Source organism: Streptomyces sp. C1-1, from assembly GCF_050214755.1.
Taxonomy (GTDB): Bacteria; Actinomycetota; Actinomycetes; order Streptomycetales; family Streptomycetaceae; genus Streptomyces.
The window spans coordinates 828,441-849,128 of the sequence record NZ_CP189826.1 but is presented as its reverse complement, the minus strand read 5'-3'; the positions used below and the strand labels follow the sequence as shown (position 1 = coordinate 849,128).

The following is a 20,688-nucleotide window of genomic DNA, read 5'->3' as shown; positions in this document are numbered from 1 at the left end:
GCGCTCTACTGTGTGATCCGCAAGTCCGTTAGGGTTCCTGCATGCGCAGACGGGCCCCGACGCTGGAGGACGTCGCCCGGGAGGCCGGAGTCTCCCGGGCGACTGTGTCGCGGGTGGTCAACGGCATCCGCAACGTCGATCCGGAGATACAGGACCTGGTACGCCGTGCCATCGAACGGACGGGGTACGCCCCCAACCGGGCCGCCCGTTCCCTGGTGACCCGGCGGGCCGAGACCGTCGCCCTGGTGGTGTCCGGCGCGGGGGACACCACGGACGCCGGCCAGAACGCCTTCGCCGCGCGAGTGTTCGCCGACCCCTTCTTCGGCCGGGTGGTCGGAGGCGTCGTCGGCTTCCTGCGCCCCCGTTCCCTGCACCCGGTGCTGATGTTCGCCGAGTCCAGAGAGGCCCGTGACGAGGTGCTTACGTATCTGCGGCAGGGGCGTGCCGACGGCGCACTCGTGGTGTCCACCCACGCCGACGACCCGCTGCCCGCCCTCCTCGCCGACGCCCGGCTCCCCGCCGTGCTCTTCGCCCGCCCCTCGCCTCCGGTACCGCTCAGCTACGTCGACCTCGCGCACCGGGACGGAGCACGTCTCGCCGCCGAGCACCTGCTCGGGCGCGGCTGCCGCCGGCTCGCCACGATCTGCGGCCCCCTGGACGTGCCCGCGAGCCAGGAGCGCCTGGCCGGGTTCCGTGACGCCCTCGCCCGGCACGGCCACCCGTACGTCCCGGTCGCGGAAGGCGGGTTCACCCTCGACAGCGGCGTCGCGGCCATGTCCGAACTGCTGGAGAGCCATCCCGACACGGACGGCGTCTTCGCCGCCAACGACCTCATGGCCCAGGGCGCGTGCCAGGTGTTGCGTGAACGCGGCCGCCGGGTTCCGGAGGACGTGGCGGTCGTCGGCTTCGACGACTCCAGCATCGCCGTCACCTGTCGCCCTCAACTGACCACCGTGCGCCAGCCGGTGGAGGAGATGGCGGCGGAGATGGCCCGGCTGCTGGACGAGCACATCCACGGCGTACGCACCGACGCGACGTCGGTCGTCTTCGAGCCGGAACTCGTGGTGCGCGAGTCGGCGTGACGGCACGGGAAGGTCCGTACCGGATGCGTCAAGGGATGTAAGGGCAGGGCCCAACCCGATTGATTTCGGCTTCAGTTGTTGACGACGGGTACCGGCGGGGCTACAACCCGAGAGAGCGCTCTCACATCTGCTGTTGCTCCACCCCCACGGACGCCGAACCGGCTTGAGGAGACCCGCATGCAGAGCCACGTCAGCGCACCCACCCGCAGACCACCGACCGACATCGCACGCCGCCGCGCGGTTCTCGGTCTGGTGGTCGCCCTGATCGCCGCCTTCTGCGCGGTCCTGGCCCCGTCACCCGCCCATGCCGCCGACCAGCTGCTGTCCCAGGGCAGGCCCGCCACCGCCTCCTCGACCGAGAACGGCACCTTCCCCGCGAGCGCCGCCGTCGACGGCAACACCGGCACCCGCTGGTCCTCGGCCTTCTCGGATCCGCAATGGATACGGGTCGACCTCGGATCCGTCCAGCAGCTCAGCCGCGTCAGCCTCAACTGGGAGGCCGCCTACGCGACCGCCTTCCAGATCCAGACCTCCACCGACGCCAACACCTGGACCACCGTCCACTCCACCACCAACGCCACCGGCGGCACCCAGAACATCACGATCTCCGGCAGCGGCCGCTACGTCCGCCTCTACGGCACCGCACGCGGCACCCCGTACGGCTACTCCCTGTGGGAGTTCCAGGTCTACAGCCCCGGCGGCACCACCCCGCCGGACGACTTCTGGGGCAGCACCAGCGGAATACCCCCGGCGAGCAACGCCGTCGAGGTGAAGATCCTCAACCGTACCAACGGCAAGTACCCCGACAGCCAGGTGTACTGGAGCTTCAACGGCCAGACGCACTCCATCGCCGAGCAGCCCTACCTCGACATGCCCGCCAACTCCGCCGGCCGCATGTACTTCTACCTCGGCTCGCCCAACGGCCCCTACTACGACTTCATTGAGTTCACGGTCGGCAACAACGTCTTCAACGGCAACACCACCCGGGTCGACGCCTTCGGCCTGAAGCTGGCCATGCGCCTGCACAGCAAGGACGGTTACGACGTCGAGGTCGGCGAGAACCGGCAGACCTTCGCCGAGGACCGCGCCACCACCTTCCAGCGCTTCACCGACGCCGTGCCGAACGAGTTCAAGGTGCTCGCCCAGACCCAGGCCCCGTACCGGATCATCGCGCCCGGCAGCGACCCGAGTTTCCGCGCGGGCGGCGCCAACGCCAACTACTTCACCGCCTACGCCCAGTCCGTGGGCGTGAACGCGGCCACCTCCGACATCTTCGGCTGCGCCGCCTCCCTGGCGGGCAACCCCGACATGTGCGCCGCCCTCAACCGCCACGTCGCCACCCTGCCGGCCTCCCAGCAGTCGGACCCGGCACAGTTCTACAAGGCCGCACCGGCGAACTACTACGCCAAGTTCTGGCACGACAACGCCATCAACCACCTCGCCTACGGCTTCCCGTACGACGACGTGGCCGGCCAGTCCTCCTTCGTGTCCCACGCCGACCCGCAGTGGCTCCTGGTCGCCGTCGGCTGGTAGCCGGCCGCGCGGTGCGCACACCTGACGCCCACTGATCCGTTCCCGGGCCCTGGTGCGGGAGGCCGGGGCCCGGGAACCCGGATTCAGGAGTGCAGCACGGTGACCGGCCCGTTGTAGGCCTGCGCCGTCAGCACGGGCCGGCCCGACGACTGCGCCCGGGCCGGCCACGACAGCCGGACGGTCCGGGACTCGCCCGGCAGCAGCCACAGGTAGTTGTCGCTGTACAGCGTCGGCAGCACCCGATCGCCGCCCGGCTCCTGGAGCAGCGACAACCGGACCATGGCGGCCACGGCCGAACCCTGGTTGCGGATCACCGCCGTCAGCTCCCGGCGGTCACCGGTGCGCGACACCCGGTCGACCGAGCCTGTCAGCCTGACCTGCTTCGCCGTGTTCAGGGCGCGCAGCGCGGCTGCCTCGCGGTAACGCCAGTAGGTGTTCCGCGACACCTCCCTGCCTCGGGAGTCCCGCAACGTCAGCCGCAGGAGGTGCAGTCCGGGAAGGCCGTCCGTCCACGGGACGGTGAACGCGTCGGTCGTGTCCGCGCGCGACACGTCCACCTTGGCGGTCCTCTTCCCGGCCAGCTCGCGGCCGGACAGGTCGTACAGCCGGGCGGTGACGGTGGCGCCGCGCAGGTCGGCCGAGGTGTGGTTGACCGCGATGACCTGCCAGCCCACCGGGTCGGCCTGCACGTGCAGCGGCTCGCAGCCCGAACGGGCGCCGTAGTAGGTGCCGTTGACGTCGAAGTCGTAGTCGTACGTCTGCCACACCGTGCTGTGCCAGGCCGGGTGGGACATCCACAGCATCAGCCCGCTCGCGTTGTCCCACAGATGGGCGTTCCACGCCTCGAACATGGCGCGGGCGTTCTCGTAGTTGACGAACTGCGCCTTGCGGGCGAAGTCGTCGAGGTCATCGGCTTCGCCGAGCCGCGCCTCGATGGCCGCCTTGTAGTTCTGGGGTGCCTGGTTCCCGTGCTCGCTCCAGTCGTGGTGGTACCAGGCGCCCCGGATGGGCCACTCCGGCTCGTCGCCCGTCATGCTGCGGACGCTGGCCGCGGTGGAGACGACCGGCATGCCGATCTCGGTGTGGAAGCCGAAGTCACGGCTGCCGTAGGTCATCGGGTCGAAGTACTTCTCCGGCTCCACCCAGCCGTAGGGGCCGCCGCCGGTGACGATGCCGCCCGCCGAGTTGTTCTGGTAGAGCAGACCCGGCACCTGCCGCTCCACCGCCTCGCGCATGCCCTTGTCCACGGCGGCCGGGGGATTGCCCTCGTTCGCGCCGCACCACACCGCGACACTCGGGTGGATGCGGTAGCGCAGCACGGTGTCACGGGCCAGCGAGACGAACGCCTCGTGGTCCGGCGGGTCCATGCCCCAGGCGTTGGGGAAGTCGTTCCACACCAGGATGCCGTGCCGGTCGCAGGCGGCGAAGAACTCCTCCCGGTCGCTGCTGCCGACCCAGTTGCGGATCATCGTGAAGTTCATGTCGCGGTGCATGCGCACCGCCGCGTCCATGCGCTCCTCGGGCATGCGGCGCAGGAGCTCGTCCCAGCCCCAGTTGCCGCCGCGGGCCAGCACCCGCACGCCGTTGACGCTGATCTTCAGCGGATCGGGTTCGTTCGAAACGGACTTGACGTCGGTCCACGTCTCGCCGTCCTCGGACACCTGGATCGTGTACGACTTCGGGTACGCGCTCTCCCAGACGACGGCGACGCGGTCGAACGTCCGGGAGGAACCGAGGTCCACCTGGATCCACTGGTGGTCCTCGTAGGCGGAGGACCAGCGGGTGCCCGGGTCGCCGTCGGTGGCGTGCGCGGCGGGGTGGTCGGATTCCTCGGTGGAGGCGGTGGCCTTGCGGTGCAGGGCGAGGTCGGTGCCCGGATCGCCGCGGTCGACCACGGTGAACGACCACAGCGAGTTGCCCCAGCTGGTGTTGCGCAGACCGCAGGCCAGACGGACGTGGCGGGCGGTCCGCGGGTCGAAGTCCTCGACCTGGATGGCGGCGTTGCCGTTGTTGAAGGGCAGGGGCACCGCTCCGTTGTCCACCGACTTCACGTCGGTCCAGTCCGAGCCGTTCGCGGAGACCTGGACCACGAACGTCTTCGCGTACGCCTGTTCCCAGGTGAGGTCGACCCGGTCGAAGGACTGGACGGCGCCGAGGTCGACGCTGATCCACTGGTCGTCCTCGTAGGCGGAGGACCAGCGGGTGCCGGCGTCGCCGTCGGTGGCGTTGGCCGCCGGGTTGCCGTCCGTGCTGGACGCGTCGGCCTGGGCGTGCAGGGCGAGGTCGACGCCCGGGCGGGTGCTGTCCTGGACGGACAGGGTCCACAGGGAGCTTCCCCAGGAGGTGGCCCGGGTCAGGCATCTGATGCGGACGTGCCGGGCCTGTTGTCGGTCGAAGGCCACCGTCTGGGTGTAGGCGTCGCCGGACGAGGTGAACGCGAGCGGTACGTCCCACTCGTAGCCGAACTGGCGGATGCCGAAGCGGGTGGTGCGCCGGTCGCTCTCGCGGCCGTTCACCGAGGCGGTGAGCGTGAGGTCGTGCAGGGTGGCCTCGCCCAGGCCGTTGGGCCACCACAGTTCGGGGTCGCGCAGCCTCAACTCGCCGAAGGCGTCGGGGGTGAAGGAGACGTCGAGGCTCTCGCCGGCCTTGACGGTGACGGTTCTCGACACCCGCACCCCGTCGAAGGCCGCCGTGACCGTCGTCCGTCGGTCGGCGGTGCCGGCGTTGCGCACGGGGACGACCAGGGTCACCTCGGCCACCGACACGTCCGGCAGCTCGGGCAGGACGGTGTCCACGCGCGGGTCGCCGATGACGACGTGCCCGGTCGATCTGAGCCGGACGTGGTTCCATATGCCGGCCGCCCGGTCGCGCACGGCCGGCATCCAGTCCCAGCCCGAAGAGGCCAGGTACGTCGGGGAGTTGAGGTTCATCTGCTGGGCGCCCGCGTCCACCCAGGCCTCGCCCTGCGGTCCCTTGTCGCCGGGGCTTCCGGGCACCGGCATCGGCGTGATCCGTACCGCGAGCCCGTTCTCGCCGTCGGCCGACAGCTGCCGGGTGACGTCGAACGCGGCCCGCGCGAAGGGGTACGTCAGATCGCCGACGCGACTCCCGTTCAGCCACACCTCGGCCTTGTGGTTGACGCCGTCGAACTCCAGCCAGACGTGCCTTTCGGTGCCGGTGCGCAGGGCGCGGGGCAGCGCGAAGTCGCGCTTGTACCACCAGGCATGGCGTGACAGAGCCTCCGGAACGCGCAGGTTGTTCAGACCCGCCACCGGATCGGGCAGCTTGCCCTGTTCCACGAGCGAGCCGAGCACGGTGCCGGGAACCGTGGCGGGCAGCCAGGTGCTGGTGTCGACGGACGTCTTCGACAGCCCGGCGCCGTCCGCCCCGGCCCAGTCGTCCAGGGTGAGGCGCCAGCCCGACTCCACGGGCACGGTTCCGTCGTCGGCGACCGTGAGCTCGGGCGCCTCGCCGTGGTGGGTGCCCCAGTCGGTCCAGCCCGTGACCGAGGGCCGGTGGCCGTCGGGGGTGCCGTACACCTGGAAGCCGTTGAGACCGAGGGGGAGCGGGCTGGAGCGCTTGTGGGAGGTCAGGCGCACCCAGCGCGCCCGCACGGGGCGGGTGAGCTTGATGTCCACGACGCCCCCGGTGCCCGCCGTGGTGCGGTGGACGGTGGTCCAGGAGCTGTCGTCCAGGGAGGTCTCGACGACGAAGACGAGCGAGTAACTCGACTGGATCTCCTTGCCGGTGGTGCCGCTGTGCACGTTGCCGCTTGTCGGCGGCGTGTAGACCGGGTCGGAGGCGTCGGCCTCGAAGGTCAGGCGGACCTCGGTGACCTCGCAGGCCCCCTGGAGGTCGATGGTCATCCACTGCGGGTCGCCGTCCTCGGCACGCCAGCCGCTGCCGCGGACTCCGGGCGAGGTGAGGCGATCGACCACGAAGGAGCCGGGCGTGGCGGCGTAGGCCGTCGAGGACACCGAAACCGGCCGGTAGAGGGCGAGTTCACCGCGCGCGCCGGGGGCCGCGGCCGGTGCGTCGGCAGGGGTCGCGGCCGCGGTCGGTACGGGCAGGGCGGAACCGAGGCCGATCGCGGCGAGCAGGGTGGTCCCGGTGGTGAGGACGGTCCGCCGTGACGGTGGGCGCGACGAATCCGACTGATCGTTCATGAGCGTGACGTCCCATCAAAAAGCAGCACAAGCCGGAGTGTTTCCGTCTCGCGCCGTTGAATGACAACGTTGCCAAAGGCTGGGTGCGGGAGTGTCTGATGTCAACCCCTGCGACATGGATCGGGTGCGGAGCGGATCGCGGGCCGAGGATTGCCAGGGGTCTGCGATGGCGGTGACTGCTATTAAATTAGGAATTAATCTTGACAGGCTCCCGGCAGCGGGCCCACAGTCTTCGCCGTGACGCCGGGCCCTCCGCATCCGGACGCGGCCCGCCCTCACGTCTTCCCGCTTCCCAACCACCGGGAGAGGCACGTGACTTCCCAGTTGCCGGCACACAGACCCCCACAGCACCGGTCCTCGACCCTGATCATCGGCGCGGCGACAGCCGTGCTGACCGCGTCCGGCGTCTGCCCGGCGGCGGCGGACACCGGGGCCGACCAGGGTGCGCCCGCCTACTACGACAGCGGCCTGGCGCCCACGCCGTACATGGGCTGGAACACCTACTACGGCCTCGGCGCCCCCACCGAGAGCGAGGTGCGTTCCGTCGCGGACAAGCTGGTCAGCAGCGGTCTGCGCGACAGCGGCTACGACATCGTCTGGCTCGACGGCGGCTGGCAGGCGGACAACCCGCGTGACGCGCAGGGGCGGTTGGTGGCCAACCCCGACCGCTTTCCGTCCGGCATACCGGCCCTGGTGTCGTACCTGCACAAGCGCGGGCTACGGGCCGGCATCTACACCGACGCCGGCGAGTACGACGGCGGGCGCAGCTGCGGTCTGGGCAGCCGGGGGCACTACGAGGCGGACGCCCGGCAGTTCGCGGACTGGAAGATCGACGCGATCAAGGTCGACTTCCTGTGCGGGATCGGCGCCAAGCTCGATCCCGGTCCGGCGTACAAGGAGTTCAGCGACGCCGTCGCCAAGTCGGGCCGCAGGATGCTGCTGAACCTGTGCAACCCGCTGACCGACGACTGGGGCCTGCCGCACACGCCGGAGCAGGACGCGCACAACACCTACGCCTACGCTCCGACGATCGCCGACTCCTGGCGCACCGGAACGGACATCGCCTGGGGTACCCCGACCCCGGGGGAGTGGCCCGACGTCCTGCGCAACATGGACGCCAACGCCTGGCACCCCGAAGCGCAGGGGCCCGGCCACTACAACGACCCCGACTACCTCATCCCCATGCGCCGCACGGCCGACGGCTCGCTGGAGCTGACGCAGGAGGAGTCCACCACCCAGTTCGTGATGTGGGCCGAGATGGCCTCCCCGCTCGTGCTGGGGTCCGACCCGCGCACCCTGTCCCCGGCCATGATCGCCACCCTGCGCAATCCGGAGATCGTCGCTGTCGACCAGGACCCGCTCGCCGTCCAGGGGGTGCGCATCGCCACGGACTCCGATGGCGACGTCTACAGCAAGGTGCTCTCCGGGCGCGGCCGTCGAGCGGTCGTGCTGCTCAACCGCTCCGACCGGCCCGCCACGCGCACGGTGACATTCGCCGACGCCGCCCTCGGCGGCCCCGTCCAGGTCCGTGACCTGCGGGCCCGTGCCGACCGCGGCACCCACACGGGTTCGTACACCGTGGAGGTCCCCGCTCACGGCACCGCGTCCCTCCGCCTCACCGGGCAGGACGCGCTGCCCGGCGCGAGCCTCGGCGCGAAGACCTCGGCGAGTCCGGCCGTGGTCCGCGACGGCGACACCCTGACCACCTTCTTCCGCGGGCCGGGCGGCACACTCGTCCAGCACACGGCGGACGGCAACCGTCCGGCGCGCGTGCGGGATCTCGCGGGTCCGGTCGGGGGGCGGATCCTGGGCCAGCCCGCCGCCTACGCCTCCGCGGGCGGCCGTATCGACGTCTTCGTCCGCGGGACCGACGACCACGCCTACCGCCGAGTCTTCGCAGGCGGCCACTGGCGTGCCTGGCAGGACCTGGGCGGTCGCCTCACCGACGCGCCGACCGTGGCCTTCACCGGCCCCGCGCACTGGACGCTCGTCGCCCGCGGCGACGCCGGGGACGTCGTGTGGCGCGGGCCCGCGTCCGGCTGGTCGTCGCTCGGCGCGCCGGACGACCGGCCGGTGTACGGCAGGCCGTCGGCGGTCGTCGACGCGAACGGGCGTGTCCATGTGGCCGTACGCACCGCCGCGGACGACGTGCGCACCATCGTGCGGGACGCGTCCGGGAAGTGGTCGGGCTGGACGTCGCTCGGCGGCACGGTGAGCGGCAGTCCGACCCTCGTCGCCATGGGGGACGGGGTGGTGCTGTACGCACGTGCGGCCGACTACACGCTCTGGCAGCAGCGGTACGCGAACGGGGCGTGGCAGGGCTGGACCAAGCGGCAGGAGTTCCCGAGCGCGGCCTTCGACGGCGCGCTCGGAGCGGTCGCTGGGCCCGGCGGCTCCGTCGACGTGGTGTTCCGCGGGGTCGACGGCTCCGTCCACACAACCCAGTTCAAATAAATTAGTAATTAATCTTGACGTGGCGTGATCACCACGCGACGCTTGATCCGCCGCGAGCCGGGCCCGGCCGCCACGAAGGCCGGGCCCGCCGCCCGCAACCCGCACGGGAGCCCGAATGACCCACCACCTGCCCAGCCGCCGGCACGTCCTCGCCGGACTCGGAGCCGCCGGTACCTCGGCACTGCTCAGCGGCTGCGTCACCTCAACCTCCTCCGGCACGACCTCCTCCAAAGGCGCGGTGACGCTCCAGTCGAACCTCTCCGCACCGCAGGCCAAGGCCGCGATGCGGGACCTCGTCGCCGCCTACGGCAAGAAGGGCAAGGGACGCGCCGGCCTGAACACCGTGGCGGCGGAGACCTTCCGCACCCAACTGCCGACCTACCTGACCTCCGCCAACCCGCCCGACGTGTACACCTGGTACCCCGGCTCCGTCGCGGACGCCTACGCGAAGAAGAACCTGCTTCTCGACCTGGACGAGGTCTGGAACTCCTCACCCGACCTCGAGAAGTACTCCAAGGCCCTGAACAGCCTGTGCACCGCGAGCTCCGGCAAGAAGGTCTTCGTCCCCACCACCTACTACTGGTGGGGCATGTTCTACCGGAAGTCGAACTTCGCCAAGTGGGGCGTCAGCGCGCCCACCACCTGGGACGACTTCCTCGACCTGTGCGACAGGCTCAAGGCGAAGGGGGTGGCGCCGATCGGGCTGGGCGCGGGCGGCGGCACGGCATGGGTGGCCTCGGCCTGGTTCGACTACCTCGACATCCGGATCAACGGAGCCGCCTACCACCGCGAACTCCTCGCCGGCAAACACCGTTTCGACGACCCCGAGGTGCGCAGGGTCTTCGACCGCTGGCGTGAGGTGCTGCCCTACTTCGACCCCGACGGCACCGCCGTCGCCTTCCAGGACGCCACCACCGCCCTGCTCAACGGCCGCAGCGGCATGATGCTCATCGGCACCTTCTTCGCCGACGCCGCGCCCAAGGACGCCCTCGACGACATCGACTTCTTCCGCTTCCCCGTCATCGACTCCAAGATCCCGCTCGCCGAAGAGGCCCCGACCGACGGGTACTTCGCCAGCGCCCGCACCGGCCGCCGGGAGCAGGTCTTCGACCTGATGCGCTACCTCGCCACCGCCGAGGCGCAGGAGATCTACATCAAGGGCTCCTCCGGCACGGTCCTGCCCTGCAACCCCGCCGCCAAGGACGCCGGCACCGCACTGGTCGCCAAGGGCCGCAAGCACATCCAGGAAGCCGTCGAGATCACCCAGTTCTTCAACCGCGACTCCAGCGACGCCCTCCAGCCCACCGCCGACACCGCGCTGACGAAGTTCATCGCCCGCCCCAAGGACGTCGGCGGCATCCTCACCCAGTGGCAGCGCGACGCCGAGAAGATCTGGAACGCCTGACATGGCCGTCCTGACCACACCGCGCCACACACCCCCGGCCCCCGCTCCCGTGCGCGGCGGCAGGGCCCGGGGGCCCCGGCGCACACCGCCCCTGGTCCCGGCCTTCGTCCTCGTCCCCCTGCTCGCCGAGGCACTGTGGGTCTTCTGGCCCGCCCTCCAGGGCTTCTACCTCGCACTGACCCGCTGGGACGGCGTGTCGGCGCCGACGTTCGTCGGTCTCGGCAACTTCCGCGAGATGGCCGGCGACGACGTCTTCCGCAGCGCGGCCGGCCACACCGTGCTGTGGCTGCTGCTCTTCGGCGGCCTGTCCGCACTGCTCGGCCTGGCCGCGGCCCTGCTGCTGCAGCAGGAGCGCCGGGGCGTCGGCTTCTACCGCGCGGCCCTGTTCCTGCCGGTCGTCTTCTCCCTCGTCGCCACCGCCCTGGTCTGGCAGGCCATCTACCAGCCCGACGGCGTCCTCAACCGCCTCCTGGAATCGGCCGGGCTCGACAGCCTGCGCCACGCCTGGCTCGCCGACCAGGACACCGCCCTGTACGCGGTGATCGTGCCCGCCCTGTGGCGGCAGATCGGCTACGTGATGGTCCTCTACCTCGCGGGCCTGAAGGGCATCGACCCCGCCCTGTACGAGGCGGCCAAGGTCGACGGCGCCGGGCCCTGGCAGCGCTTCCGCCATGTGACGCTCCCTCAGCTGCGCAGCGTCAACGCCGTCGTGGTGTCCGTCATCATCATCGACTCGCTGCGCTCCTTCGACGTGGTCTGGTCGCTGACCCGCGGCGGCCCCTACCACTCCTCCGAACTGCTGAGCACCTACATGTACTCCACCGCCTTCCAGTCCCTGCGTCTCGGATACGGCTCCGCCCTCGCCGTCGTCATCTTCGTGCTGGCCTTCGGAGTCATCGCCGCCTACCTGGTGCGCGCCTTCCGGGAGGCCGACTGATGGCCCCCACGAGCCCGCACACCTCCACCGGCGCGCTGCGCCGCCGCAAGGCCGCCACCGCCGGCTTCCATCTCGGCGCCGGGGCCCTGGCCGTCCTGTGGCTGCTGCCCATCCTCCTGGTCCTCGTGACCAGCCTGCGCTCGTTCGACGACATCGCCGCGCACGGCCTGGGCAGTTGGCCGCGCTCGTTCACCCTGGACAACTTCCCCCAGGCGTGGGTCGACGGCGGCCAGCAGCGCGCCCTGATCAACAGCCTGGCCGTCACCGTCCCCTGCGTCCTGCTGACCCTCGCGCTCGCGGCCATGGCCGCCTTCGCCCTCAGCCGCTACGACATGCCCCTGCGCCGCTTCCTGCTGCTGCTCATGCTCGGCGGGAACCTGCTGCCCCCGCAGATCCTGCTCATCCCCGTGTCGAGGCTGAGCGAGATGATGGGGGTCTACGACACCCTGCCCGCCCTGATCGGCGTGCAGATCGGCTTCGGCGTCGGCTTCTACGTCTTCGTCCTGCACGGCTTCATGCGGGCGATCCCGGTCGAGATCCAGCAGGCGGCCGTCGTGGACGGCGCGAGCCCCTGGCAGATCTTCTGGCGCGTCATCCTGCCGCTGACCCGTCCGGCGCTCGCAGCGCTCAGCGCACTGTCCTTCACCTGGATCTTCAACGACCTGCTGTGGGCGATCACCGTCCTGCGCAGCGACAGCCGGATGCCGATCACCGCCGCCCTCATCGGACTCCAGGGACAGTACGTGTCCATGTGGAACGTGATCGCCGCCGGCTCCGTCATCGCCGCCGCCCCCACGGTGGCCGTGTTCCTGCGCTTCCAGCGCCACTTCGTGGCCGGCCTGAACCTCGGAGCCGTCAAGTGACCCCACCCCGGCGCTGGACCCTGCGCACCGACCACACCAGCTACACCGTACGGCTCTCCACGGACGGCCCCTGGGCGGAACTGGAGGCCTGGGGACCGCACGGCGTGGAGGACGGGCCGTCGGCGCTCGACTGGTCCCACCGCACGCACTTCATCACCACCGCCGACGCCGCCCCCGCCGAGTACCTGCCGCACGGGCTGCGGCCCTTCTCCGAGGCCGATCTGGTCGCCGCACGCCCCGGCTCCGAACGCGGCGTGTGGTGGACCTTCACAGGGGCTGAGCAGAACGACGGAGGCCTCCGGCTCACCTTTACCGACGACGTCCTCGGCCTGCGCACCACCCTGTGCTACGCCACCGTGCCGGGCACCGACGTCCTGCACCGCTGGACCGAACTGACCTGCACGGGCGAGGAACCGCTGCGCCTGGAGCGCATCGACTCGGCCGCCTTCACCGTCCCGGTGACCACGACTGCCCGGCTGACGTACCTGACCGGCCAGTGGTCCCAGGAGTTCCAGCGCACCCAACTCGACCTGGGCCGGGGCACGTTCACCATGGGCAGCACCCAGGGCGCGCCCGGCCACGCGTACGCGCCGTGGCTCGCCGTCCAGGACGCCGGGCAACCGGACGCCGTCTACGGCATCGCCCTCGAATGGCCCGGCAACTGGCACATCAGCGCACAGGCCGAACCCGGAGCCACCGTGCGCGTGCGGGCCGGACGCGTACCGCACGAGGGAGTGGTGCACCTGGCTCCCGGCGAGACCCTGACGACCCCGCGCGCGGCCTGCGCGTTCAGCGCCGACGGACTCACCGGGCTGTCCCGCGCCTGGCACCGCTACGAGCGCCTGCTCGCCGGCGAGCGCCTGCACCGCCGGCGCAAGGTCCTGTACAACTCCTGGGAGGCCACCGGCTTCGACGTCGACGCCGCCGGCCAGCTGGAGCTGGCCAAACAGGCCGCGGACATCGGGGCCGAACTGTTCGTGGTGGACGACGGATGGTTCACCGGCCGCGCCGACGACACCGGCGGACTGGGCGACTGGCAACCCGACCCGGTGGCCTTTCCGCAGGGCTTCGGCCGGTTCGTCGACGACGTGCGCGCCCTCGGGCTCGACTTCGGGCTGTGGATCGAACCCGAGGCCGTCAGCCCCGGCAGCCGCTTGCACGCCGAACACCCGGACTGGGTCTACCGCATCGACCACCGCCCGGCCCGGCTGGTACGCAACCAGCTGCTCCTCGACCTCGGCCGCACCGACGTCCAGGACTTCGTGATCGCGACCCTGGACCGGCTGCTGGGCGAACACGCCATCAGCTATCTGAAGTGGGACATGAACCGCCCGCCCACCGAGCGCGGCCGGCCCGGCGCCGTACCCGCCGACCACCTCGACCTGGACGCCGGGCACGTCGCCGGCTACCTGCGCGTCCTGGACCACCTGCGCGCCGCCCACCCCGACGTCACCGTCGAGGGCTGCGCGGGCGGCGGCGGCCGGATCGACCACACCACGCTCGCCCGCACCGACGTCGTCTGGCCCAGCGACAGCACCGCCCCCCTGGACCGGCTGCGCGTCCAGTTCGGCTTCCTGCACGCCCACGCGCCGCACGTGATGAGCTCCTGGGTCACCGACGCGCTCGGCGTCCTCGACCCGCGCCCGCGCAGCCTCGCCTTCCGCTTCGTCACCGCGATGTGCGGCGTCCTGGGCATCGGAGCCGACCTGCGCGAGTGGGGGCCGGGTCAGCGGGCCGAGGCCGCCCGGTGGGTCGCGCGCTACAAGGAGGTCCGTGACGTGATCCACCACGGTGACGCACACTTGCTGGGCACGCCCGAGGACCCGACCTGCGGCGTCCAGTACGACGCCCCGGACGGCAGCCGCACCGTCGTCGCCGCCTTCAGCACCGGCCGCCTGGACGGCGCCCCGCTGCTGCCCGGCCGCGCCGCCCGGCTCCGCCTGCGCGGCCTGGATCCGACGGCGCGCTACGACGACTCCGCGAGCGGTGTCACGTACGCGGGCGCCCATCTGCTCCACTACGGTCTGCCGCTCGCCTGGAGCGCCACCCACGACGCCGAGTTGGTGGTGCTGACCAGGCACCCGGCCGGCTGACCCGCATCCGTCCCACCGCGGCCGACGAGCCGCCGCCAGCACGAAGGAGCCCGACCCCGCGATGGACCACTCCCCACGACTCCCCGGCGCCCGGTTCACCGGCCGCACCGCCGTGATCACCGGTGCCGCCTCCGGCATCGGCGCCGCCACGGCCGAACGTCTCGCGCAGGAGGGGGCCGCCGTCGTGCTCGCCGACATCGACGGCGAACGGGGCACGGCCCTCGCCGAGCGCATCACCCGCGACGGCGGCACCGCCCGGTCCGTCACCGCCGACGTCGCGGCCGAGGAGGACTGGGAGCGGATCGTGGCCGCCGCCCACGGGTTCGGGCCGGTGGACGTCCTGGTCAGCAACGCCTACACCGTCGACGTCACACCGGCCCACGAAATGTCCCTCCCCTCCTGGCAGCGGCAGCTCGACGTCAACCTCACCGGCGGCTTCCTCGGCTTCCGCGCCCTCCTGCCCGACCTGCGCGAGCGCCGCGGCGCGGTCGTCCTGACCTCGTCCGTCCACGCCCACAAGGGCATCCCCGGCCACCCCGCCTACGCCGCCGCGAAGGGCGCGCTGCTGTCCCTGTGCGGCCAGCTGGCCGTCGAGTACGGCGGCCAGGTCCGCGTCAACGCCGTCCTGCCCGGCCCCGTCCTCACCGCCGCCTGGGACAGGGTCTCGCCCGAGGACCGCGAGCGCAGCATCGCCGAGACGGCCGTGGGCCGTTTCGGCACCCCCGCGGAGGTCGCCGCCGCCATCGCCTTCCTGGCCGGCGACGAGGCCTCCTTCATCACCGGCGCGCACCTCCTGGTCGACGGCGGCTGGAGCGTCGTGAAAGCGTCCGCATGACCAGGCCCCCCACCCCGCAGCAGAAAGGCAGCACGACATGACCCCCTACGCCCGCCGAGGCGTGCACGGCCAGACCGTGGAAGCCCTGGCCCGCCGCATCCTGGGCGGGGAGCTCCCGGAAGGCTCGACGCTGGATCTCGTCGCCCTGCAGAGCGAACTCGACGTCAGTCTCACGGCCCTGCGCGAGTCGCTGAAGGTGCTCGCCGCCAAGGGCATGGTCGACGCCCGGCAGAAACGCGGCACGTTCGTGCGCGCCCGCTCCGACTGGAACCTTCTCGACGCCGACGTGCTGCGCTGGCAGTTCGAGGGCGGCGGGGCCGACGGGGCCGATCGGGCCCTGCTGCGCAACCTCGCCGAGGTCCGCGCCATCATCGAACCCGCGGCCGTCCGCCTCGCCGCCCAGCGCCGCACCGACGCCGACGTGGCCGCCCTGGACGCCGCCCTGGAGGCCATGGACCAGGACGCCTCCGCCGCGCACGCCGTCGAGGCGGACCTCGCCTTCCACCGCGCGCTGCTCAACGCGACCCACAACGAGCTGCTCGAACGCATGGAGATGGTCATCGAGTCGGGCCTGGCCCACCGCGACCGCATCGTGCACAGCTCCCCGCACAGCGAGGACCCGGTCCCGGCCCACCGCGCCGTCCTGGACGCGGTGCGCGACCGGGACCCGGACGCCGCGGAGGCCGCCATGCGCGCCCTGCTCGACCAGGCCGGCCGCGACCTGGACCGGATCGACGGCGACGACGACACGAAAGGCCCCCGCCACAAGTGAAGATCGCCCGCATCGAAACCTTCATGGTCCCGCCGCGCTGGCTGTTCTGCCGCATCGAGACCGACGACGGCCTCGTCGGGTGGGGGGAGCCGGTCGTCGAGGGGCGCGCCGAAGTGGTGCGCAGCGCCGTCGACGTGCTGGCGGAACACCTCCTCGGCCAGGACCCGCTGCGCATCCAGGACCACTGGCAGGTGCTGACCAAGGGCGGTTTCTACCGCGGCGGCCCCGTGCTGTCCAGCGCCGTGGCCGGTCTCGACCAGGCGCTGTGGGACATCGCGGGCCAGGCCTACGGCGCCCCCGTGCACGCCCTGCTGGGCGGCCCGGTGCGCGACCGGGTGCGGGTCTACGCCTGGGTCGGCGGCGACGAGCCGAGCCATCTGCGCGAGCAGGTCACCGCCCAGGTCGAGGCGGGCTTCACGGCGGTGAAGATGAACGCCGCCGGCGCGACCTCGCCGATTCCCACCGCAGCCGAGACCGCGGCCGTCGTCGAGCGCGTCGCGGTGGCACGCGAGATCCTGGGCCCCGACCGCGATGTCGCCGTCGACTTCCACGGCCGTTTCACCGCCGCCGGCGCCCGCCGCGTCCTCGCCGAACTGGCCCCGCTGCACCCGCTGTTCGTGGAGGAACCCGTCCTGCCCGAGCAGAGCCATCTGCTCGCGGATCTCGTCACCTGCGGTCCCGTGCCGCTCGCGACCGGCGAACGGCTCTACTCACGCGCCGAGTTCCTGCCCGTCCTCACCGCCGGCGTCGCCGTCGTGCAGCCTGACCTGTCCCATGCGGGCGGCATCTCCGAGGTGCACCGCATCGCCTCGCTCGCCGAGACCTACGGCGCCCTCCTCGCCCCGCACTGCCCGCTCGGCCCCGTCGCCCTGGCCGCCGGTCTGCAACTCGCGTTCGCGACACCGAACTTCCTGATCCAGGAACAGAGCCGCGGCATCCACTACAACAAGGCCGCCGACCTGCTGTCCTACGTCGTCGACCCCGAGCCGTTCCGCTTCGTCGAGGGACACGCCCTGCGCGGTGACCGGCCGGGCCTGGGCGTCACCGTCGACGAGGCCGCCGTACGCGCCGCCGACCGGGGCAGCCACGCCTGGCGCAATCCGGTGTGGCGCCACCCCGACGGCTCCTTCGCCGAGTGGTGAGCCCGGTGCGCGTGGAGATCGTCACCGACCCGGACCACGGCGGCCGCTGGACCTCGCTCAAGGCGGGCGGCCGGGAATGGCTGTGGCATCGCGACGCACCCGAACGCGGCCGCGTCCGGCCCGGCGACGGCTTCGTCGACGCCGGCGGACTGGAGGAGTGCCTGCCGACCGTTCGCGGTACGCCCGACCACGGAGACGCCTGGTCCCGCCCCTGGAGCGTCGCGCAGGACACGGAACGGGTGGACTGCGAGCGCTTCACCCTTGCCCGCGCCATCCGCACCACCGACCGGGGCGCAGAGGTCGACTACATCCTGTGCGCCGACCCGGGCTTCCGCTTCGTATGGGCCGCTCACGCCCTGCTGGACCTGTCCGAGCACGCCACGCTCCACGCCCCCCGGGACGCCCCGACCCGGCTGTTCCCGGAGGCGGCCCCGTCGCTGTCCGGCCCCTGGCCCGCCGGAGCCCCCTGGCTGGAGGGCAGTTGGCCCGCGCCCAGGGGCCTGGCCCTGGACCGGTTCGGGCCCGACGACGGCACCGCCGTCGGGGCCGTCGTGGACACCGCCCACTGCTGCGTCCACGACGGCCCCGACCGGCTGGCGCTGGCACTGGAGGCGGACGGCCAACCGACGTCGGTCGCTTTGTGGCGCAACCTCGGCGGCTTCCCCGCCCCGGCCCCCTACCGCAGCACCGGCGTCGAACCCATGCTCGGCCGTGTCTTCGACCTCGCCGACGCCGGGGACGGCGATGCCGCATGCGTCCCGGCCACCGGCGAAGTCCACTGGCGGCTCACCGTGACCGCCCGCTGCCCATGCCCCTGAACCCCGCCGGAAGGAGTGCACCGTGGATCTGAAATCCGCTCTGATGACTCACCGCCTTCTCGCCATCGTGCGCGGAAGCGACCCCGAAGCCGCGTTGCGTACCGTGCTGACCCTGGTCGACGAAGGCATCGAACTGGTCGAGGTCTCGCTCACCGGGGCGGACGCCCTGACCGTCGTCGAACGGGCACGCAAGACCCTCGGCGCCGGCCCGCCGCTCGGCGCGGGCACCGTCCTGACAGCCGACGACGCCCGCGCCGCCCACCGCGCCGGTGCCGACTTCGCGGTCACCCCCGCGCTCGGCGAAGGCGTGCGCACGGCAGTCGAGTTGGGCATGCCGGTGCTGGCCGGTGTGCTGACGCCCACCGAGATCGTCACCGCGGGCGCACTCGGCGCGACGGCGCTGAAGATCTTCCCCGTGGCCCAGTTCGGGGGCCCCGGCTATGTGAAGGCACTGCGCGGCCCCTTCCCGCACGAACTGTTCGTGCCGGTGGGCGGCGTCGACGCGCCGGCCGTCCGCGCGTACCTCGCCGCCGGTGCCACGGCGGTCGGCGTCGGCTCCCCCCTCGTCGGCGACGCCGCCGACGGCGGGAGCATCACCGCCCTGCGCGAACGCGCCCGTACGTTCCGTGCGGCCGTCCAGGAGAGCATGCCGTGACCGAGTTGCACCCCACCCGGCCCGACCGGCTCGACCTGGGTGAGGGCATCCGCTGGACCGGCGAACACCTCGTCCTGGTCGACATCCTCTCCGGCCGCCTCCTCGTAGCCCCCGACGTCCCCACCGCACCCCTGCGGACGGTCGCCACCCTGCCCGTTCCGCTGGGAGCGGTGGCACCGGCGAGAGTCGGTCTCGACCCCGTCGGGCCGTACGACGGCGGCCTGTTCAGCGTCCGGGTCGACGTACCCGGCGCGCCCGCCGCCCCCTACCGCCCCGCACCCTCGCTCCTGGCCGGCCTTCCGTCGTACGGAGCCGACGTGGCGGCGCGGAGGTCCGTATGAGCGCGCTCGAAGCGGCGCCCCGGAGGAGCCGGCCGTGGTGGCCCGGCGCGGGAGCCGTGGTCTGCGTCGGCGAGACGATGGCGGCGCTCTCCCCGGACCCGCCCGAACCCCTCGCCCAGGCCCGGCAGTTGCGCCTGTCGGTGGCCGGCGCGGAGTCGAACGTGGCCATGTACCTGGCCGACCACGGTGTGCCCGTGACCTGGCTGTCGGCACTGGGAGACGACCCGCTGGGCGCCCGGGTCCGCGCCACCGTCGCCGCCGCGGGGGTCGACGTCTCCCACGTACGCACCGAGACCGGGCACCCCACGGGGCTCCTCGTGAAGGACCCGAGTCCCACCGGCACGCGCGTGCACTACTACCGGGCCGGCTCTGCGGCCACCCGGCTCGGCCCCGACCTGCTGGACCGCGAACCCGTGCGCTCCGCGGCCCTGCTGCACTTCACCGGCATCACGCCCGCCCTGTCACCCACCTGCCGGGAGCTGGTCACCCGCGCCCTGGACACCCCGGCCGGGCAACGGCCGTACGCGATCAGCTTCGACGTCAACCACCGGGCCGCCCTGTGGCCGCCGGACGGCGACGCGGGAGTCTTGCTGCGCGCGCTCGCCGACCGGGCCGACATCGTCTTCGCCGGTCTCGACGAGGCGCGGAACCTGTGGGACGCCGACCTGACAGCGACCGGCCTGCGCCGCCTGATCCCGCGTCCACGCCTCCTCGTGGTCAAGGACGGCTCCCGGAACGCCACCGCCTTCACCGAGGACGACATCCACATCGTCCCGGCGCTACGGACCGAGGTGGTGGAACCCGTCGGCGCCGGAGACGCCTTCGCCGCGGGCTTCCTGGCGGGGCTGTACCAAGAGGCCACCGTGCCCCAGGCCCTGAGACTCGGCCACATCACCGCAGCCTCGGCCCTCCAAGTAACGGGCGACCACGGCCCGTTGCCCACCCCGACCGACATCACACGCCTCCTGACCCTGCCGGAGCGCGAGTGGGAGTCCCTCGGAAACCGACACCACTGAGCAGCGGCCTGTTAGCGTGCGCGGATGGAGGATCTGGGGAATGTGCCGTGGCCGCCCGAACCGGTCAGGACCGAGCGGCTGGTGCTCCGCGGGTCCGAGGCGCGGGACCGTGCGGCGTTCATCGACCTGCTCACCTCGCCCGAGGCGAACGCCTACGTCGGCGGCCCGCGCCCGCGTGACGAGCTCGAGCGCAGGACGCCCGAGGTGCCGCAGCAGTGGCCCGGGAGCTTCGTCGTCGATCTCGACGGAGAGATGATCGGCCATGTCCTGCTCAGGAGAACGACCGAGACCGGTCGCCCGGCTGCCGTGGGGAAGGCCGATCTCGGATATCTCTTCCTGCCGCGGGCGTGGGGACTCGGGTACGCGGCCGAGGCATGTTCGGCGGCACTGGGCTGGTTCGAAGGCGTATGTCCCGGCGAGCCGGTGCTGTTGACCACTCAGACCGCCAATCTCGCCTCGATGCGCCTCGCGGCGAAGCTGGGGTTCACCGAGGTGGAGAGGTTCGAGGCCTGGGGCGCCGAGCAGTGGCTCGGCATGCGGTCGCCGGTCACGCCGTCGGCCTGAGTGCGGTGGCGG

At 72.1% G+C, this 20,688-nt stretch carries 16 protein-coding genes; 15 read left to right on the top strand and 1 reads right to left on the bottom strand.

Going from position 1 to position 20,688, the window contains the following annotated elements:
• Nucleotides 1-41: 41 nt before the first annotated feature.
• Together ACQF4J_RS03765 and ACQF4J_RS03760 are read left to right on the top strand one after the other, a co-directional pair.
• Complete coding sequence (locus ACQF4J_RS03765; RefSeq protein ID WP_351575961.1) at nt 42-1,082, top strand: LacI family DNA-binding transcriptional regulator; 1,041 nt, start codon at nt 42-44, stop codon at nt 1,080-1,082.
• A 177-nt stretch (nt 1,083-1,259) separates the two neighbouring features.
• Nucleotides 1,260-2,615: a beta-1,3-glucanase family protein gene (locus ACQF4J_RS03760; protein WP_427164536.1), complete on the top strand. Its 1,356-nt coding sequence runs from the start codon at nt 1,260-1,262 to the stop codon at nt 2,613-2,615.
• A gap of 83 nt (nt 2,616-2,698) precedes the next feature.
• Here ACQF4J_RS03760 and ACQF4J_RS03755 read toward each other — a convergent pair whose 3' ends face one another.
• Nucleotides 2,699-6,781 carry a discoidin domain-containing protein gene (locus ACQF4J_RS03755; RefSeq protein ID WP_427164534.1) on the bottom strand — a complete coding sequence of 1,361 codons (4,083 nt, stop codon included), beginning with the start codon at nt 6,779-6,781 and terminating at the stop codon, nt 2,699-2,701.
• A gap of 312 nt (nt 6,782-7,093) precedes the next feature.
• Here ACQF4J_RS03755 and ACQF4J_RS03750 point away from each other — a divergent pair, with 312 nt between their 5' ends.
• The 13 genes from ACQF4J_RS03750 (at nt 7,094) to ACQF4J_RS03690 (ending at nt 20,676) form a co-directional block, all read left to right on the top strand.
• Complete coding sequence (locus ACQF4J_RS03750) at nt 7,094-9,235, top strand: glycoside hydrolase family 27 protein (protein WP_427164533.1); 2,142 nt, start codon at nt 7,094-7,096, stop codon at nt 9,233-9,235.
• Nucleotides 9,236-9,350: 115 nt separating this feature from the next.
• Nucleotides 9,351-10,640, top strand: a complete 1,290-nt coding sequence (locus ACQF4J_RS03745; protein WP_351575974.1) for an ABC transporter substrate-binding protein — start codon at nt 9,351-9,353, stop codon at nt 10,638-10,640.
• A 1-nt stretch (nt 10,641) separates the two neighbouring features.
• The gene (locus ACQF4J_RS03740) at nt 10,642-11,577 is read left to right on the top strand and encodes a carbohydrate ABC transporter permease (RefSeq protein ID WP_351575977.1); all 936 of its coding nucleotides are present in this window, start codon (nt 10,642-10,644) and stop codon (nt 11,575-11,577) included.
• The gene (locus tag ACQF4J_RS03735; protein ID WP_427164530.1) at nt 11,577-12,440 is read left to right on the top strand and encodes a carbohydrate ABC transporter permease; all 864 of its coding nucleotides are present in this window, start codon (nt 11,577-11,579) and stop codon (nt 12,438-12,440) included. Before ACQF4J_RS03740 ends, ACQF4J_RS03735 begins: the two co-directional genes overlap by 1 nt.
• Entirely contained in the window at nt 12,437-14,533 is a 2,097-nt protein-coding gene (locus ACQF4J_RS03730; RefSeq protein WP_427164529.1) for an alpha-galactosidase, read from the top strand. The genes ACQF4J_RS03735 and ACQF4J_RS03730 overlap by 4 nt, the downstream gene beginning before the upstream one ends.
• 61 nt (nt 14,534-14,594) lie before the next feature.
• Nucleotides 14,595-15,368: an SDR family NAD(P)-dependent oxidoreductase gene (locus ACQF4J_RS03725; protein WP_351801144.1), complete on the top strand. Its 774-nt coding sequence runs from the start codon at nt 14,595-14,597 to the stop codon at nt 15,366-15,368.
• Between the two features lie 37 nt (nt 15,369-15,405).
• The gene (locus tag ACQF4J_RS03720) at nt 15,406-16,140 is read left to right on the top strand and encodes a FadR/GntR family transcriptional regulator (RefSeq protein WP_351801142.1); all 735 of its coding nucleotides are present in this window, start codon (nt 15,406-15,408) and stop codon (nt 16,138-16,140) included.
• Entirely contained in the window at nt 16,137-17,282 is a 1,146-nt protein-coding gene (dgoD, locus tag ACQF4J_RS03715; RefSeq protein ID WP_351575992.1) for a galactonate dehydratase, read from the top strand. The genes ACQF4J_RS03720 and dgoD overlap by 4 nt, the downstream gene beginning before the upstream one ends.
• 5 nt (nt 17,283-17,287) lie before the next feature.
• Nucleotides 17,288-18,100, top strand: a complete 813-nt coding sequence (locus ACQF4J_RS03710) for a hypothetical protein (RefSeq protein ID WP_351801140.1) — start codon at nt 17,288-17,290, stop codon at nt 18,098-18,100.
• Nucleotides 18,101-18,122: 22 nt separating this feature from the next.
• Nucleotides 18,123-18,755, top strand: a complete 633-nt coding sequence (locus ACQF4J_RS03705; protein ID WP_351575998.1) for a bifunctional 4-hydroxy-2-oxoglutarate aldolase/2-dehydro-3-deoxy-phosphogluconate aldolase — start codon at nt 18,123-18,125, stop codon at nt 18,753-18,755.
• Nucleotides 18,752-19,096, top strand: a complete 345-nt coding sequence (locus tag ACQF4J_RS03700; RefSeq protein ID WP_351576001.1) for a hypothetical protein — start codon at nt 18,752-18,754, stop codon at nt 19,094-19,096. The genes ACQF4J_RS03705 and ACQF4J_RS03700 overlap by 4 nt, the downstream gene beginning before the upstream one ends.
• Complete coding sequence (locus ACQF4J_RS03695) at nt 19,093-20,112, top strand: sugar kinase (protein ID WP_351576004.1); 1,020 nt, start codon at nt 19,093-19,095, stop codon at nt 20,110-20,112. The genes ACQF4J_RS03700 and ACQF4J_RS03695 overlap by 4 nt, the downstream gene beginning before the upstream one ends.
• A gap of 24 nt (nt 20,113-20,136) precedes the next feature.
• On the top strand, nt 20,137-20,676 hold the full coding sequence (locus tag ACQF4J_RS03690) for a GNAT family N-acetyltransferase (protein ID WP_351576007.1): 540 nt from the start codon (nt 20,137-20,139) through the stop codon (nt 20,674-20,676).
• The last annotated feature ends 12 nt before the right edge of the window (nt 20,677-20,688 follow it).

Excerpts from the sequence above, each read along its gene's own strand:
- ACQF4J_RS03765 (WP_351575961.1), top strand. The coding sequence starts at position 42 with ATGCGCAGACGGGCCCCGACGCTGGAGGACGTCGCCCGGGAGGCCGGA.
- ACQF4J_RS03760 (WP_427164536.1), top strand. The coding sequence starts at position 1,260 with ATGCAGAGCCACGTCAGCGCACCCACCCGCAGACCACCGACCGACATC.
- ACQF4J_RS03755 (WP_427164534.1), bottom strand. The coding sequence starts at position 6,781 with ATGAACGATCAGTCGGATTCGTCGCGCCCACCGTCACGGCGGACCGTC.
- ACQF4J_RS03745 (WP_351575974.1), top strand. The coding sequence starts at position 9,351 with ATGACCCACCACCTGCCCAGCCGCCGGCACGTCCTCGCCGGACTCGGA.
- ACQF4J_RS03740 (WP_351575977.1), top strand. The coding sequence starts at position 10,642 with ATGGCCGTCCTGACCACACCGCGCCACACACCCCCGGCCCCCGCTCCC.
- ACQF4J_RS03735 (WP_427164530.1), top strand. The coding sequence starts at position 11,577 with ATGGCCCCCACGAGCCCGCACACCTCCACCGGCGCGCTGCGCCGCCGC.
- ACQF4J_RS03725 (WP_351801144.1), top strand. The coding sequence starts at position 14,595 with ATGGACCACTCCCCACGACTCCCCGGCGCCCGGTTCACCGGCCGCACC.
- ACQF4J_RS03720 (WP_351801142.1), top strand. The coding sequence starts at position 15,406 with ATGACCCCCTACGCCCGCCGAGGCGTGCACGGCCAGACCGTGGAAGCC.
- ACQF4J_RS03695 (WP_351576004.1), top strand. The coding sequence starts at position 19,093 with ATGAGCGCGCTCGAAGCGGCGCCCCGGAGGAGCCGGCCGTGGTGGCCC.
- ACQF4J_RS03690 (WP_351576007.1), top strand. The coding sequence starts at position 20,137 with ATGGAGGATCTGGGGAATGTGCCGTGGCCGCCCGAACCGGTCAGGACC.